General features: G+C 71.2%; 10 protein-coding genes, 1 pseudogene and 1 riboswitch. Of the genes and pseudogenes, 8 read left to right on the forward strand and 3 right to left on the reverse strand.

The window, feature by feature from the left end; all coding sequences use genetic code 11:
• Window positions 1–3 precede the first annotated feature (3 nt).
• On the reverse strand, window positions 4–1,944 hold the full coding sequence (locus AC2W7E_RS12515) for an ATP-binding cassette domain-containing protein (RefSeq protein WP_485989247.1): 1,941 nt from the start codon (window positions 1,942–1,944) through the stop codon (window positions 4–6).
• Window positions 1,945–2,054: 110 nt separating this feature from the next.
• Here AC2W7E_RS12515 and AC2W7E_RS12520 point away from each other — a divergent pair, with 110 nt between their 5' ends.
• The 3 genes from AC2W7E_RS12520 to AC2W7E_RS12530 all read left to right on the forward strand — a co-directional run bounded on the left by AC2W7E_RS12520 (window position 2,055) and on the right by AC2W7E_RS12530 (window position 7,324).
• A complete protein-coding gene (locus AC2W7E_RS12520; protein WP_485989248.1) occupies window positions 2,055–3,176 on the forward strand; it encodes an enoyl-CoA hydratase/isomerase family protein in 1,122 nt (373 codons plus the stop codon).
• Between the two features lie 147 nt (window positions 3,177–3,323).
• Window positions 3,324–5,051: an ABC transporter ATP-binding protein gene (locus tag AC2W7E_RS12525; RefSeq protein WP_025104863.1), complete on the forward strand. Its 1,728-nt coding sequence runs from the start codon at window positions 3,324–3,326 to the stop codon at window positions 5,049–5,051.
• The gene (locus AC2W7E_RS12530) at window positions 5,048–7,324 is read left to right on the forward strand and encodes an ABC transporter ATP-binding protein (protein ID WP_485989249.1); all 2,277 of its coding nucleotides are present in this window, start codon (window positions 5,048–5,050) and stop codon (window positions 7,322–7,324) included. The genes AC2W7E_RS12525 and AC2W7E_RS12530 overlap by 4 nt, the downstream gene beginning before the upstream one ends.
• Window positions 7,325–7,374: 50 nt before the next feature.
• Here AC2W7E_RS12530 and AC2W7E_RS12535 read toward each other — a convergent pair whose 3' ends face one another.
• Entirely contained in the window at window positions 7,375–8,865 is a 1,491-nt protein-coding gene (locus AC2W7E_RS12535; RefSeq protein WP_485989250.1) for a D-alanyl-D-alanine carboxypeptidase family protein, read from the reverse strand.
• A 77-nt stretch (window positions 8,866–8,942) separates the two neighbouring features.
• Window positions 8,943–9,054, forward strand: a riboswitch (TPP riboswitch).
• Here AC2W7E_RS12535 and AC2W7E_RS12540 point away from each other — a divergent pair.
• The 5 genes and pseudogenes from AC2W7E_RS12540 (at window position 9,045) to gadC (ending at window position 14,881) form a co-directional block, all read left to right on the forward strand.
• Complete coding sequence (locus tag AC2W7E_RS12540; RefSeq protein WP_025104860.1) at window positions 9,045–9,686, forward strand: ECF transporter S component; 642 nt, start codon at window positions 9,045–9,047, stop codon at window positions 9,684–9,686. (Overlaps the previous riboswitch by 10 nt.)
• Window positions 9,686–11,139: pseudogene (locus AC2W7E_RS12545) on the forward strand (ABC transporter ATP-binding protein). Before AC2W7E_RS12540 ends, AC2W7E_RS12545 begins: the two are co-directional and overlap by 1 nt.
• On the forward strand, window positions 11,136–11,927 hold the full coding sequence (locus AC2W7E_RS12550) for an energy-coupling factor transporter transmembrane component T family protein (protein WP_025104858.1): 792 nt from the start codon (window positions 11,136–11,138) through the stop codon (window positions 11,925–11,927). The pseudogene AC2W7E_RS12545 and the gene AC2W7E_RS12550 overlap by 4 nt, the downstream one beginning before the upstream one ends.
• A gap of 101 nt (window positions 11,928–12,028) precedes the next feature.
• Window positions 12,029–13,399: a glutamate decarboxylase gene (gad, locus tag AC2W7E_RS12555; RefSeq protein WP_085605571.1), complete on the forward strand. Its 1,371-nt coding sequence runs from the start codon at window positions 12,029–12,031 to the stop codon at window positions 13,397–13,399.
• Between the two features lie 9 nt (window positions 13,400–13,408).
• Window positions 13,409–14,881, forward strand: coding sequence for a glutamate/gamma-aminobutyrate antiporter GadC (gene gadC, locus AC2W7E_RS12560; protein WP_485989251.1), 1,473 nt, complete (start codon window positions 13,409–13,411; stop codon window positions 14,879–14,881).
• Between the two features lie 7 nt (window positions 14,882–14,888).
• On the opposite strand, the gene AC2W7E_RS12565 is transcribed toward gadC, so the two are convergent.
• The gene (locus AC2W7E_RS12565; RefSeq protein ID WP_485989252.1) at window positions 14,889–15,614 is read right to left on the reverse strand and encodes a phosphotransferase; all 726 of its coding nucleotides are present in this window, start codon (window positions 15,612–15,614) and stop codon (window positions 14,889–14,891) included.
• Window positions 15,615–15,646: the final 32 nt, after the last annotated feature.

A 15,646-nucleotide genomic window follows, 5' to 3' on the forward strand; every position in this document is an offset into this window, starting at 1 on the left:
GGCTCAGCCGTGGTGCTCGTCGTCGTGGTGCTCGTCGCCACGGTCGTCCGCGGGGGCGTGCTGCTCCGCCGGGGTCTCCGTATCGACTGCGGACTCGTCGCTCGCGATCTCGTCCTGCGGAGCCCCGTGGCCGGACGACGTCTCCTCCGCCGGAGCGAGCGGGTAGTCGCGCGGCTCGTCCTCGTAGTAGGCGCGTGCGGCGGCGGCCAGCATCGAGCTCACGGCGGCCGATCGCGGGTCGTCGTCGGACGCAGGAGAGGCGTCCTCACCCTGCGCTGCGGCTTCGGCGGTGTCCTCGGACGGCGCGGTCTCATCGTCCGCCGACGAGGCGTCCAAGCCGGTGAAGAACTCCACGCCCGCGGGCTCCTCGTCACCGGAGGCGCTGTCGGGCGCGTCGGTGCTCGTGCTGTCGTCCGGTGCATCGGCAGCCGGGCCGACGGCCTCGGCGGGGGCCTCGTCGGTCGTCGACGGCGACTCGGACGCGGGCTCGGGCTCGGACTCGGCCTCGGTCTCGTCGGGAGCATCCGTCGCCGCCGGCTGCGCGGACGACTCGGTCTCCGCGTCTGCGGAGGCGGCTGCGAACAGGGCGGCGAAGGACCGCCGCGGAGACTCGGCGACGGGCGCGGGCGCACCGAAGAGGATGTCGTCGAACGACGGCGAGTCCTCGGCCTCCGCGTCGGCATCCGCATCCGCGGGCTGCGCGTCTGCGGTCGCGTCGACCACGGGCAGGATCCGGGTCGCGTCGTCGGCGGAGACGACGGGAAGGGCCCGGGTCGCATCCTCGTCCGCGGTGGCATCCGCTTCGTCGGTCGGAGCGGTGTCGTCGGCGATCCTCTCGGCGGTGACAGGGCCCGTGGCCTGAGGCGTCAGGTCGTCGGCGAGCGCGGCGGTACCGCCGGCTGCGAGAGCCGCAGCGGCGGTCCCGGCGGCTTCATCCGTCGACGGGCCGTCCGTCGGAGACTCCTCTGCCGGAGCCTCAGCGGCGGTCGCGGACTCGGGATCCTCCTCGGCGGGAGCCTCCGTCTGATCGAGCGCCGGGGCGGTGTCGAAGCGGCCGCCCCGCATGAGGTCGATGAAGACGTCCTCCAGCGTCGGGCCGCGCTGCACGAGCGTGCTGAGAGCGATACCGGCGTCCGCAGCGACGGCGCCGACGCGGCTGGCGTCGGTCCCGCGCACGGTCAGCCCGGAGCGGAGCACTTCGATGTCGAACCCGGCGGCGACCAGCGCGGTCGTGAGGCCGGGGCGATCGGCTGAGTCGACGACCACGGAGCCGCCGGCCGGATCGGCCAGGGTCTCGATGCCGCTCGACAGCACGAGGCGTCCCTTGGAGAGCACGAGCACGTGGTCGGCGACCTGCTCGATCTCGCTGAGCACGTGGGAGGAGACCAGCACCGTGCGCCCTTCGTCGGCGAGGCGACGCATCAGCAGCCGCATCCAGCGGATGCCCTCCGGGTCGAGGCCGTTCGCCGGCTCGTCGAAGACGAGGGCGCCGGGGTCGCCGAGGAGCGCGTGGGCGACGCTGAGGCGCTGGCGCATGCCGAGCGAGAACCCGCCGATGCGCGTGTCCGCCTCGCCCTCCAGGCCGACGAGGGAGATGACCTCGTCGACGCGGGCCAGGCGGATGCCGTTGGCCTTCGCGGCGATGGTGAGCTGACGGCTCGCCGTGCGGCGCGGCCGATAGGCCGTCTCCTCCAGCACGGCGCCGATCGTGCGCAGCGGCTGCCGCAGCTCGGCGTAGGCGGCCCCGCCGATCGTGGCGGTGCCGGACGTGGCGCGCACCTGGCCGAGCAGGATGCGCAGGGTCGTCGTCTTGCCGGCACCGTTGGGGCCGAGGAAGGCGGTGACGGCGCCGGGCTCGACACGGGCGGAGAAATCCGAGACGGCCGTCACCTCGTTGAAGCGCTTCGTCACATTCGTGAACTCGAGCACCTGTCCTTCGGGCATCCGGGACCTCTCGTTGCGATGAACAGTTCCTCCTATCCTGCCGGAAAACCGCCCCGGAACCCGCATTTCGTGCGGAATCCGGCCGCACGCGACGGGGTAGCCTGGCACCCGTGACCGATACCCCCGCCGCGCCCCGTGTCCTCATCCGCACCGAAGGAGCGCTCGGGCGGCTCACGCTCAACCGCCCCGAGGCGATCAATGCGCTCGATGAGGACATGATCGCGACCATCACGGAGGCGCTGGTGGCCTGGCGCGACGACTCCGACGTGCAGATCGTCCTCATCGACGGCGCGGGGGAGCGCGGCATGTGCGCGGGCGGCGACGTGCGTCGCCTGCACGGCCAGATCACGTCCGGCCATCCGGAGCAGTCTGCGGAGTTCTTCCGAGGCGAGTACGCGATGAACGCCATGATCGCGGAGTACCCGAAGCCCGTGGTCGCGCTCGCCGACGGGATCACGATGGGCGGCGGTATCGGTCTGGCAGGGCATGCCGCGATCCGCGTGGTCACCGAACGCTCGAAGCTCGCCATGCCGGAGACCCGGATCGGCTTCACGCCCGACGTCGGCGGCACCTGGCTGCTGGGGCAGGCGCCGGGACGGCTCGGCGAGTACCTCGGCCTCACCGGGGCCACGATGAACGGTGCCGACGCCGTGTACGCGGGCTTCGCGGATCACTTCGTCCCCTCCGACCGCCTCGACGCGCTGCGCGAGGCTCTGGCCTACCGCGCCGACCCGACGAGTCCCAGCGAGATCGTCCTGCTCTTCGACGAGACGCCGGAGCCGTCCTCGCTTCCCGCCGCGCGGGAGTGGATCGACGAGGCGTTCGCCGCCCCGACCGTGCCCGAGATCCTCGAGCGGCTCCGCGCGCTCGGCACCGAGGAAGCGGCGGCCGTCGCCGACCTGCTCGACGATCTGGCTCCGACGGGCCTCGTCGTGACGCTCGACGCCGTGCGGGAGGCCCGGGAGATGACCGGGCTCCGCGCCGCGCTGGAGGGCGAGTACCGGCGGGTGCTCTGGTTCGTGAACGAACACCCCGACCTGGTGGAGGGCATCCGCGCGCAGCTCGTCGACAAGGATCGCAACCCGCGGTGGCAGCCGGCTTCCCTCGCCGAGCTCGCCCCGACGCCGGGGCGCCTGCCCGCGACTACGTTCCGCAGCCCGCGCTGTTCTGACGCGCGCCTCAGTTCTCTAGGGGCGGCCATTGATCGCCTGCGTGCAGAAAGACGTGGGTGACACGGCACCGGTTCGCTGTGAGCGAAGGTCCTCCCGGAGGGGGATCCGAATGTCGCCGCTTCGTGGCACCCTGTCCTATGGCCGGTCGTCGGTCGGCATCCGTCTGCCGGGAGACCCGCCGCCTCCTCCTTCCGAGAAAGTACGCCTGTGCTGGGAAAACTCCTCCTCCGATATCTGTCACGCTACAAGTGGCTCCTCGTCGCCGTGCTGGTCTTCCAGTTCGCCAGCGCGGCCGCCACCCTCTACCTGCCGTACCTCAACGCCGACATCATCGACAAGGGCGTCGCGCAGGGCGACACCGCGTACATCTGGCGCACCGGCCTGTTCATGCTGGCCGTGTCATTCGGCCAGATCGTGGCCTCGGTCATCGCGACCTTCTTCGCCGCCCGCGCCGCGATGGGCGCCGGCCGTGACATCCGCGCCGACGTGTTCGGCAAGGTGAGCGGCTTCTCCGAGCGCGAGGTCTCGCAGTTCGGTGCCGGATCCCTCATCACCCGCAACACGAACGACGTGCAGCAGGTGCAGATGCTGGCGATGATGGGCGCGACCATGCTCGTCACCGCTCCGCTGCTCGCGATCGGCGGCATCATCTTCGCCGTGCGCACCAGCGCCGAGCTGAGCTGGCTGATCGCCGTCGCCGTCCCCGTGCTCCTCGTCCTCGCGGCGCTCGTCATCGGCCGGATGGTCCCGCTCTTCCGCAGCTACCAGGGCAAGCTCGACAACGTGAACCGCATCATGCGCGAGCAGCTCACCGGCGTGCGCGTGGTGCGGGCTTTCGTCCGGGAGCGCATCGAGGAGGAGCGCTTCCGCGGCGCGAACACCGACATCATGGTCGTCGGCCGCAAAGTCGGCTCGCTGTTCGTGCTGCTGTTCCCGCTCTTCATGCTCATCCTCAACGTGACGGTCGTCGCCGTCATCTGGTTCGGCGGCATCGAGGTCAACAACGGCACCGTGCAGGTGGGCACCCTGTTCGCCTTCATGCAGTACATCGGCCAGATCATGGGCGGCGTCATCATGGCGAGCTTCATGGCGATGATGATCCCGCGCGCCGCGGTCTCCGCCGAGCGCATCGGCGAGGTGCTGAACACGGAGTCCACGATGACCCGCCCGGTGGACGGCGTCACCGTCTTCCCGACCCCGGGTGCCGTCGCGTTCGACGACGTGGAGTTCACATACCCCGGCGCCGACGCCCCCGTCCTCACCGGTATCAGCTTCGCCGCGGAGCCGGGCGAGACCGTCGCGATCGTCGGCTCCACCGGGTCGGGCAAGACCACGCTCGTCTCGCTCATCCCGCGCCTGTTCGACGTGTCCGGCGGGTCCGTGCACGTCGGCGGCGTAGACGTCCGCGAGGCCGACGTCGAGGCGCTGTGGGACAGCATCGGCCTGGTGCCGCAGCGTCCCTTCCTCTTCACCGGCACCGTCGCGTCCAACCTGCGCTACGGCCGCGAGGACGCCACCGACGAGGAGCTCTGGCACGCGCTGGAGATCGCCCAGGGTCGCGACTTCGTGGAGGAGATGCCGGACGGCCTCGACTCCCGCATCGCCCAGGGGGGCACGAACGTGTCCGGCGGTCAGCGCCAGCGCCTGGCGATCGCGCGGGCCATCGTGCACCGGCCGCAGGTGCTCGTGTTCGACGACTCCTTCTCCGCGCTCGACCTCACGACGGATGCCCGGCTGCGGCAGGCGCTGTGGCGCGAGCTCCCGCACGTGACGAAGATCGTGGTCGCGCAGCGCGTCTCCACGATCACCGACGCGGACCGCATCGTGGTCCTCGAGGGCGGCACCATGGTCGGCGTCGGCACCCATGAGGAGCTGCTGGAGACCAGCGAGACCTATCGGGAGATCGTCGAGTCGCAGCTGGGGGTGGACGCATGAGCGAGCAGGACCCTTCGACACGCTCAGGGAACCAGGGCCGGCGGCGTCGCGGACGGGGCGCGGCCGCCGCGCCCACGGTCGAGCGGGAGCTCACCGCCGAGGAGCAGTACGAGGCGGAGCTCGCCGAGCAGGCGCGGCAGAACTCCGGCGACTGGGACAGCGTCGCGCCGGGCAAGGCCGACAACTTCGGCCCGAGCTTCGCGCGGATGATCGGGCTGCTCAAGCCCTCCGCGGTGTGGTTCGTCTTCGTATCGATCCTCGGTGCGATCGGGGTCGTGCTGACCGTCGCCGCCCCGAAGGTGCTCGCCGAGGCGACGAACATCGTCTATCGCGGCTTCATCTCGATCCAGCTCGGTCAGCCCACCGGCGACTTCCCCGGCTTCCCGGCCGGGACCCCGCAGGACGTCGTCGTCGACGCGCTGCGGGACGCCGGGCAGAACGACTTCGCCAACCAGGTGGGCGCGCTCGGCGACTTCCGGGTCGGCGACGGCATCGACTTCGACGCGCTGCGCTGGGTGATCGCCGCGGTTCTCGCGATCTACGTCGTGGCCGCGTTCCTCAGCTGGCTGCAGGGATACGTCATCAACGTGATCATGGTGCGCACCATGTGGCGGCTGCGCGAGGCCGTCGAGGCGAAGATCAACCGGCTCCCGCTGGCGTACTTCGACAAGGTGCAGCGCGGCGAGCTGATCTCGCGGGTGACGAACGACATCGACAACATCACCCAGACCATGCAGCAGTCGCTGTCGGGAGCACTGACCGCCGTGCTGACGGTGATCGGCGTGCTCGTGATGATGTTCTCGATCTCGTGGCAGCTCGCCCTCGTCGCCCTCGTGGCGCTTCCGCTCATGGGCGTGATCTTCGGCGTCATCGGACCGCGGTCGCAGAAGGCCTTCGGCACGCAGTGGCGCAAGGTCGGCCGGCTCAACGCCCGGGTCGAGGAGGCCTTCTCCGGCCACGCGCTGGTCAAGGTGTTCGGCCGCGAGCAGGACGCGCTGGACAAGTTCAAGGCCGAGAACGAGGAGCTCTTCCAGGCGAGCTTCAAGGCGCAGTTCCTCTCGGGCATCATCATGCCCGCGATGACCTTCGTCGGCAGCCTCACCTACGTCGGCATCGCGGTGCTCGGCGGGCTCATGGTCGCGAGCGGGCAGCTCCGGCTCGGCGACGTGCAGGCGTTCATCCAGTACTCGCAGCAGTTCACGCAGCCGCTGTCCGAGCTGGGCGGCATGGCCGCGGTCGTGCAGTCCGGCACCGCCTCGGCGGAGCGGGTGTTCGACCTGCTCGACGCCGATGAGCAGGACGCCGACGCCCCCGACGCCCCTGCTCTCCGCGAAGGGGAGGGCGTGATCGAGTTCGAGAACGTCTCCTTCTCCTACTCGCCGGAGCGTCCGCTCATCACCGATCTGTCGTTCCGGGTGGAGCCGGGGCAGACCGTCGCGATCGTCGGACCCACGGGTGCCGGCAAGACGACGCTCGTGAACCTCATCATGCGGTTCTACGAACTCAGCGGCGGACGGATCACGCTGGACGGTCAGGACATCTCGACCATCACGCGTGACGACCTCCGGTCCCGCACAGGCATGGTGCTCCAGGACCCCTGGCTGTTCGCCGGGAGCATCCGCGAGAACATCCGCTACGGACGCTCGACCGCGACGGACGAGGAGGTGCTGGCCGCCGCGCGGGCGACCTACGTCGACCGCTTCGTGCACGCGCTTCCGGATGGGTACGACACCGTGCTCGACGAGGACGCGTCGAATGTCTCGGCCGGTGAGCGGCAGCTCATCACGATCGCCCGGGCGTTCGTGGCGCAGCCGTCGATCCTCATCCTTGACGAGGCCACCTCGGCGGTCGATACCCGCACCGAGCTGCTGCTGCAGAACGCCATGGCCGCGCTCCGGCAGGGGCGCACCTCGTTCGTCATCGCGCACCGGCTGTCGACCATCCGCGACGCGGACCTCATCCTCGTGATGGAGCATGGCGACATCGTCGAGAAGGGCACGCACGACGAGCTCATCGCCGCGCAGGGCGCGTACTGGCGGCTGTACCAGTCGCAGTTCGAGCAGGCGGCGACGGACCTCGACGCGGAAGCGGCCCTGACCGGGTCGTCTCCGGTCGTGGTGACGGGAGAGGCCGACGCCGAGGCCCGCGCGGAGGAGCAGGCGGCCGATGCCGTGGCGGGTGCCGCCGTCGGTGCCCAACTTCCCGGGGCGGAGGCGGCCGCCGCGCAGGCGCTCCTCGACGACGGGGCGGACGGCGCGTCGCCTCGTCCCTGATCGTCATCGCCCTGACGCCCCGCTCCGGACTCGGAGCGGGGCGTCAGTCGTCAGGAGCGGTCCGCGTCGATGCCGAACAGCTCGAGGGGATGGGTGAGGCGCCACCACGGGCTCGGGCCGTCCACGTCTTCGGCGAGGACGAGTGCGGTCTCGGTGGTGTCGATGGGGCCGGCCGTGGTGAGGGTGCCGACGTCGCCGTCCGCCTCGCGCTCCTCGCCGAGATCGAACACAGCCGTCGCGGTCGCGCTCGCCCCGTTCCACAGCACCACATCCGCGTCCTCACCGGTCACGACGTCGACCTCCTCGCCCCAGGCGGTGCGGACGCGTCCGACCACCGTCCCGGCGGGAACGGCGGGGCCCTGCGCCTGCAGCGCCGCCTCGGTCTGCGCGAAGAGGGCACGGGTGAGGGCGAGACGCGCCTCGTCGTCCTCCTGGTTCAGCGCCGCGGCGTAGAGGCGGACCGTCGAGTCCCCCACGGAGACGTCCTTCGCCGTCAGCAGGTTCCAGCCGACGAGTGTGCCGGTCTTGATGCCGACGACCCCCGGGTCCGCGAGCATGCCGTTCGTGTTCTCCACCGTGCCGGCCCCCGGCAGCTCGACCGACCGGGTGCCCACGATCTCCGCGAACACGGGATTCTGCATCGCGAGCTCGCCGAGAGCCACGAGCGCCTCCGGGGTGGCGACGTTGCGCGCGTCGAATCCGGACGGCGTGACCACGGTGATCTCGGAGAGCCCGCGCTCGCCGAGCCAGACCTCGGCGGCGGCCGCGAACTCCCGATCGGAGCCCCAGATCTCCGCGGCGAGCCGATCGATGTAGTTGTTGGCCGAACCGAGCAGGGTGCCCTGCAGGAGCTGGTACTCGGTCAGCACCCCGCCCACGGGGACATCCAGCGCGGACTGATTCGAGATCCGGTAGTCCCAGTACCGGATGCTGTCGGCGTAGGTGAAGGAGAACTCGGGGCCCTGCTCCCCGGGGGCGAGGGGCAGGCGGTCGAGCACCATGAGCGTGCTGACGACCTTGGTGATGCTCGCGATGCTGACCGGGGCGGTCGTGGACGCGGCCGTGGTCATCCCGGCGATGCCCACGGCACCGTCGCCCACCTCCGGCCAGGCGAGCGCGGCGGTGGGGGCGGCCACCGGGGTGACCTCCACGGCCTGGACGGTGGGGGCGACCTCGTGCAACGGCCAGAGCAGCGTGCTTCCGGCGTAGGAGGCGATGAGCCCGGCGAGGACCCCGAGCGGGACGAGCAGGCCGGGGCCGGCGATCGCCGGACGCAGCGTCGCGTCGCGCAGCAGGCCGGGGGCGGCCTCGGCTTCCGGGGTGGCGTCGAACTCCGGCGTCGACGACCCGGACTCGACCACGTCCGTGTCGACCCAGGTCAGCGCGGTCGCCGGTGTCGAGGCATCGGCCCACGCGACGGTCTCCGTCGTGGTCGCAGGCAGCGTGTCGACGGTCTGCGAGGACGCGGGGGCGGAGTCCTCGGGCCGCGCGTCGACGCCGACGCCGCCGGACGCCTCTTCAGGGGGATCGGAAGCGGTCACTCGCTTACGGTACCGAATGCCGACAGGAATCCGCCGTGCGCGGCTCGGGACGCGCGGACGGAAGACGCTAGGATCTACAGCACAACCACGGGAGTCCGGCGAGCCGGGCTGAGAGGGAGCGAATCGCGCTTCGACCGTCGAACCTGATCTGGGTCATGCCAGCGCAGGGAGGAGTTCACATGAGTACGTCCACGTCCGCATCCTCGTCCACGAAGACGACCGGCGCTCCGGCGCGCAGCTATCTGCGGTGGCGCATCGTCGACATCGTCGTCGCCAGCGTGCTCGGCGTCGCCGCCGGCCTGATCTTCCTGGCCTGGAACGTCGGGTACCTGGGCCCCAAGGCCCTGCTCGAGCCGCTGCTCCCCGGGCTCCAGGGTCTCCTGGACGGACCGTGGCTGTTCGCCGGAGTGCTCGGCGGCCTCATCATCCGCAAGGCCGGTGCGGCGATCTACGTCGAACTGCTGGCCGCCGTCGTCTCGGCGCTCATCGGCAACCAGTGGGGTGGCTTCCTCACGCTCGAAGCGGGCCTCGTGCAGGGTCTCGGCGCCGAGCTCGTCTTCCTGCTGTTCTTCTACCGTCGCTGGTCGCTGCCCGTCGCGATCCTCGCCGGTGCCGGCGCTGCGCTCGCGGGAGGCATCAACAACCTCATCCTCTGGTACGCCGGCTCCGGTCCCGCGTTCACCGTGATCTACCTCGTGAGCACCGTGATCTCCGGCGCCGTCATCGCCGGTGCCCTGTCGTGGGTGCTCGCCCGCGGTATCGCGGCGACGGGGGCGCTGGACCGCTTCGGCTCCGGGCGCGAGGCGCGCGTGCGCGTCTGATGGCGGCGCAGGTCGCTCCCGCGGTCGTCGAGGCGCGCGGCTGGGGCTGGCGGCATGCGAGCCGCCGGGCATGGGCGCTGCGCGACGTCTCGTTCCGCATCGAGCCCGGCGAGCGGGTTCTCGTGCTCGGCGCGTCCGGGGCAGGCAAGTCGACCCTGCTGCACGGCCTCGCGGGCGTGCTCGGCGGCGAGGAGGAGGGCGAGAGCGCGGGGGAGCTCCTCGTCGACGACGCTCCGGCGGTGGCGACTCGCGGGCGCGCCGGGCTCGTGCTCCAGGACCCCGACTCCCAGGTGATCCTCGCCGCGCGGGCGACGACGTCGCGTTCGGGTGCGAGAACCTCGGCGTACCGCGTGCGGAGATCTGGCCGCGTGTCGAGGCGGCGCTCGCTGCCGTCGGCCTCGACGTGCCGCTCGATCATCCGACCAAGGCGCTGTCGGGCGGCCAGAAGCAACGTCTCGCCCTCGCCGGCATGCTCGCGATGCGCCCCGGCCTCGTCCTCCTCGACGAGCCGACGGCGAACCTCGATCCGGACGGGGTGCGCGAGGTCAGGGAGGCGGTGGAGCGGATGCTCGCCGCGCACCCCGCCACCCTCGTGGTCGTGGAGCATCGACTCGAGGTGTGGTTGCCGCTCCTCACCCGGGTCATCGTGCTCGGTGCCGGCGGGGTGGTCGCGGACGGCCCTCCCGCCGCGGTGCTCGGTGCGCAGGGAGAGCGCCTGGCCGCGGACGGCGTCTGGGTGCCCGGGCGTCCTCCCGCCGAGCCCCCGGCACCGAGGACAGTGCCCGGCGAGGTGCTGCTGTCGGCCCGAGCACTCGCCGTGGCGCGGGTGAAGGGGCGTCCGGTGGCCCGCGGCATCGACCTCGACGTGCGGGCGGGCGAGGCCCTCGCGATCACCGGCCCGAACGGCGTGGGCAAGTCCACGCTGGGCCTGACCCTCGCGGGCCTGCTCCCGCCCGCGGAGGGGGCCGTGACCGCGACGCCGGTGCTCGCGCAGGGTGCCGATCCCGCGCCGATCCGCTGGGCGTCCCGCGACCTCCTCACCCGGATCGGCATGGTCTTCCAGGAGCCGGAGCACCAGCTCCTCGCCACCACCGTGCGGGACGAGCTCGCCATCGGCCCGCGCGCGCTGGGCGTCCCCGAGGACGAGGTCGAGGCCCGCGTCGACGAGCTGCTCGCCCGCCTGCGCCTGTCCGCGCTGGGAGCCGCGAACCCGTACACGCTCTCGGGTGGGGAGAAGCGCCGTCTCACCGTCGCGGCCGCGATCGCCACGCGACCCCGGGTGCTGATCCTCGACGAGCCGACGTTCGGACAGGACGCCCGCACCTGGGCCGAGCTCGTCGCGATGCTCGCCACCCTCCGGGATGAGGGCTCCGCGATCGTCACCGTCACGCACGACCTCGACGTGGCGCGCGCCCTGCACGCCACCCGCTTCGCCCTGGGGGCGCCGGCATGACGGATCTCGCCGACACCCGCGCCCGCGCCGGCGTCGTGGCCCGGATCAACCCGGTCGCGAAGCTCGGCGTGAGCGCCCTCATCGCCGTGCCCTTGATCCTCACGCTGGATCCCGTGTCGGCGGCGGTCGCCCTGGTGCTCGAAGCGGTGCTGTTCCTGTTCGCCGGCATCGGGTGGCGCGAGTTCTGGGTCCGCACCTGGCCGGTCTGGCTCGCGGCGCCGCTCACAGGGCTCACCATCGCCCTGTACGGCGAGACGAGCGGCACGGTCTACGTCGACTGGTTCGTGCTGCGCATCAGCGAGGGGTCGCTCGCGCTCGCCGTCGCCACGATGCTCCGGGTGCTCGCGATCGCCCTGCCCTCGGTGGTGCTCTTCATCACGGTCGATCCGACCGATCTCGCCGACGGCCTCGGGCAGATCCTGCGCCTGCCCGCCCGATTCGTGCTCGGCGCGCTCGCCGGACTGCGCATGGTGGGGCTGTTCCTCGACGACTGGCGGGCTCTGGAACTGGCGCGTCGAGCCCGCGGCGTGGCCGACCGCGGCCGCATCCGGCGCTTCCTCGGCATGGCCTTCGCCCTGCTCGTCCTGTCGATCCGCCGCGGCGCCAAGCTCGCCACCGCAATGGAGGCACGGGGCTTCGGTGCCCCCGGCCGCCGCACCTGGGCGCGCGAGTCCCGCTTCGGTGCCCCGGAGTGGGCCCTCCTCGCCGTCGGGGCCGCGATCTCCGGGATCGCGATCGCCGCGGCGGTCGCCACCGGCGCCTGGAACTTCATCCTCGGGCCGTCCTGACCCTCACCCCTTTCGGACGAGGGCCCCTGGAGGTGACTCGACGGCCGGTCTAGCGTCCGCTGGAGACAGTGCCAATCGACACCGACCGAAAGGGACGTCCCATGAGCATCTCCTCCGCCGACGACCAGCCGCTGTTCACGCGGCCGGGTGAGGCCACCGTCGCACCGCGACACGTCATCCCGGATTCCGAGTCGCTTCCCGCGACGGCGAAGCAGATCGTCGAGGACGAGACCATCCTCGACGGCAACGCGCGCCTCAACCTCGCCACCTTCGTCAGCACCTGGATGGATGACGAGGCGAAGCAGGTCTACATGGCCTCCTTCGACAAGAACATGATCGACAAGGACGAGTATCCGCAGACCGCCGCCATCGAGGACAACTGCTGGCACATGCTCGCGAACCTGTGGAAGGCGCCGGACGCCTCCCGCAGCATCGGCACGTCGACCATCGGCTCCTCCGAGGCGTGCATGCTCGGCGGTCTCGCGTTCAAGCGTCGCTGGCAGCAGGCCCGCCGTGCCGCCGGCAAGGACGCCTCCACGCCGAACCTCGTGATGTCGAGCGCGGTGCAGGTGTGCTGGGAGAAGTTCTGCAACTACTTCGACGTCGAACCGCGCTACGTGCCCATCAGCGAGGAGCACAAGACGCTCGACGGCCATGACCTCGAGAAGTACGTGGACGAGAACACCATCGGGGTGGTCGCCATCATGGGCGTCACCTACACCGGCATGTACGAGCCGGTGGCCGAGATCGCCGCGGCGCTCGACGCGATCCAGGAGAAGACGGGTCTCGACATCCCGATCCACGTGGACGGCGCCTCGGGCGCGATGATCGCCCCGTTCCTCCAGCCCGACCTGGTCTGGGACTTCCGGCTGGAGCGCGTGCATTCCATCAGCACCTCGGGACACAAGTACGGTCTCGTCTACCCGGGTCTCGGGTGGGTGGTCTGGCGCGACGCGCACTGGCTGCCGGAGGACCTGGTGTTCAAGGTGAGCTATCTCGGCGGGGAGATGCCGACCTTCGCCCTGAACTTCTCCCGCCCTGGCGCTCAGGTGCTGCTGCAGTACTACCTGTTCCTCCGCCTCGGGTTCGAGGGCTACCGGGCCGTGCAGCAGGCCTCGCAGGACGTGGCGAAGTTCCTCTCCGCGGGCATCGCGAAGCTCGATGCGTTCGAGCTGTGGAACGACGGCAGCGACATCCCCGTCTTCGCCTGGCGCCTGAAGGACGGGCACACCGACAAGTGGACGCTCTACCACCTCCAGGACCGCCTCCGGATGCGCGGCTGGCTCGTGCCCGCCTATCCCATGCCCGCGGACCTCGAAGACCTCACGGTGCAGCGGATCGTCGTGCGCAACGGGCTCAGCATGGACCTGGCCGCCGAACTGCTCGAGGCCATCACCGCCGAGGTGGCACACCTCGACGCGCTCACGGCTCCGATGCCGTCCGACCACCCCGACTCGGCGTTCCACCACTAGGGGGCCGATATGTCCGCCCCGCAGTCCGGTGCCGCCGGCGCCGCCTCCACGCCGCGCGTCTCCCGTCCCGCCGTCGCCGTCCTCGGCGTCGGACAGCTCGCCCTGCTCACCCTCGTGGTCGTGGCGAGCCTGCGCTCGCTTCCGGCGATGGCGATCTACGGCCTCGGCAGCGTCACGCTCTACATCATCCCGGCGATCCTCTTCCTCATCCCCACGGCCCTCGTCGCGGCCGAGCTCGCGACGGGGTGGAAGGGCGGCGTGTACGTCTGGGTGCGCGAGGCCCTCGGCAACCGCTGGGGGTTCACCGCGGTGTGGCTGCAGTGGATCCAGAACGTGGTCTGGTTCCCGACGCAGCTCGCGTTCGTGGCCGGCGCCCTCGCCTTCGTCTTCCTCGACCCCTCGCTGTCCAGCTCCGGGTTCTTCACCGCGGTCGTCATCATCGTCTTCTACTGGGGCTCCACCCTGGTCACCCTCCGCGGCGGCGACCTCTTCGCGAAGCTCGGCTCCTGGGGCGGCATCCTCGGCACCCTGTTCCCGGCGGTGCTGCTCATCGTGTTCGGGGCGGTGTGGGTGTTCAGCGGAGAGAAGAGTCAGGTGCCGCTGGACGCCTCGGCGATGATCCCGCCGTTCACGGGGCTGGCCTCCATCGTGCTGATCGTGTCGAACGTGCTCGCCTACGCCGGTATGGAGGTGAATGCGGTCCACGTGAACCAGATGAAGGATCCCGGCAAGGGCTATCCGCGCTCGGTGTTCCTCGCCGCCGGCCTCATCCTGCTCGTCTTCATCCTGCCCACCATCGCGATCGCGGTCGCGGTGCCGGAGAAGGAGCTCGGGCTGACGAACGGCATCATGCTCGCGTTCGGGGAGTACTTCGACCACTGGGACATGGGGTGGGCGACGGCCGTCGTGTCCGCGCTCATCGCCGCCGGGGCCCTCGCCTCGGTGGTGACCTGGGTCGCCGGTCCGTCCAAGGGCGTGCTGGCGGCGGCGGAGACGGGTCTGCTCCCGCCGCTGCTGCAGAAGCGCAACAAGGCCGGGGTCCAGTCGGGCATCCTCATGCTCCAGGGCACGATCGTCACGATCCTCGCGGCGATCTTCATCATCGTGCCGAACGTCAGCGCGGCCTTCGTCGCCCTCATCGACATGGCCGCCGCGCTGTACCTCATCATGTACATGCTCATGTTCGCCTCGGCGATGGTGCTGCGGCGGAAGGCGCCCGACGTCCACCGGGCCTATCGCGTGAAGGCCCTGCCGTTCGTCGCCGGGGTCGGTTTCGTCGCCTGCCTCGCCGCGTTCGTGCTCGCCTTCATCCCGCCCGACGGCTTCACCGCGTTCCCGGCGGCCGCGTACCCGTGGATCGTCGGACTGGTGATCGTCGTGCTCGGCGTGCCGCCGCTGCTGTTCTACGCGCTGCGCAAACCGTCGTGGGATCGGCGGCCGCCCGACGGGAGTCTCCTCAGCGACGCACATCCCGAGGCGTGAGCGCGGCTCAGGTCTCGTTCCAGAGCCGTCGGTAGTACTCCAGTCTCGGGGGATCGGGGTCGACGCCGTAGGCCGCGATGAGCGTGTCCTCCCACCCGGGACCGAAGTTCCACAGCGTGCTCATGGCGGCCACGGCGATGTCGGCCCACCGGTCGGCGACGCCGAGCGCGGCGAGGTCGACGTGGGCCACCGGACGGCCGTCGTCGTCGAGCAGGGTGTTGGGGAGGCACGCGTCGCCGTGGCAGACCACGAGCCGGTCGATCGACGGGGGCTCCTGCAGGTCCGTCGGCACCAGCGTGCCACGGGCGGCGGCGTTCGCGATGCGCTCCTCAGGGCTCCAGGTCCACGGGCACTCCGGGACGGGGAGCGCATCGTGCAGGAGGCGCAGGCCGAGCCCGACCGCGCGGACGGCGGCCTCGGGAGAGGCGGCCCACCGCGGATCCACGGCACTGCTGCCGGGGAGGGCCGCCGTCACGAGCCATTCGTGCGCCTCGTCCTGGCCCTGGGAGAGCACCTCGGGCACCGTGGTCCAGGTGCGGGCCCAGCGCATCCGCTCGGCCTCGTCGCGCATGTTCGCCTCGGGATCGTGGGGACCCCATTTGATGTAGCGGCCGTCGTCGGTGCGGAAGGTCAGGCCGCCGATCGCGTTGCGCCACGCGGGGGTCAGCGCGGCCCCGGCGGCGAGTTCGCGGACCCGGGCGGGGACCTCGACGGAGGCGGCGGGGATGCTCACCTCTCCATCCTGCCGGAACCTCGGTGTCGTAG

This window comes from Microbacterium sp. CFSPD4_SD4 (assembly GCF_057364585.1).

Excerpts from the sequence above, each read along its gene's own strand:
- AC2W7E_RS12540 (WP_025104860.1), top strand. The coding sequence starts at position 9,045 with ATGAGTACGTCCACGTCCGCATCCTCGTCCACGAAGACGACCGGCGCT.
- gadC (WP_485989251.1), top strand. The coding sequence starts at position 13,409 with ATGTCCGCCCCGCAGTCCGGTGCCGCCGGCGCCGCCTCCACGCCGCGC.
- AC2W7E_RS12515 (WP_485989247.1), bottom strand. The coding sequence starts at position 1,944 with ATGCCCGAAGGACAGGTGCTCGAGTTCACGAATGTGACGAAGCGCTTC.
- AC2W7E_RS12530 (WP_485989249.1), top strand. The coding sequence starts at position 5,048 with ATGAGCGAGCAGGACCCTTCGACACGCTCAGGGAACCAGGGCCGGCGG.
- AC2W7E_RS12550 (WP_025104858.1), top strand. The coding sequence starts at position 11,136 with ATGACGGATCTCGCCGACACCCGCGCCCGCGCCGGCGTCGTGGCCCGG.
- gad (WP_085605571.1), top strand. The coding sequence starts at position 12,029 with ATGAGCATCTCCTCCGCCGACGACCAGCCGCTGTTCACGCGGCCGGGT.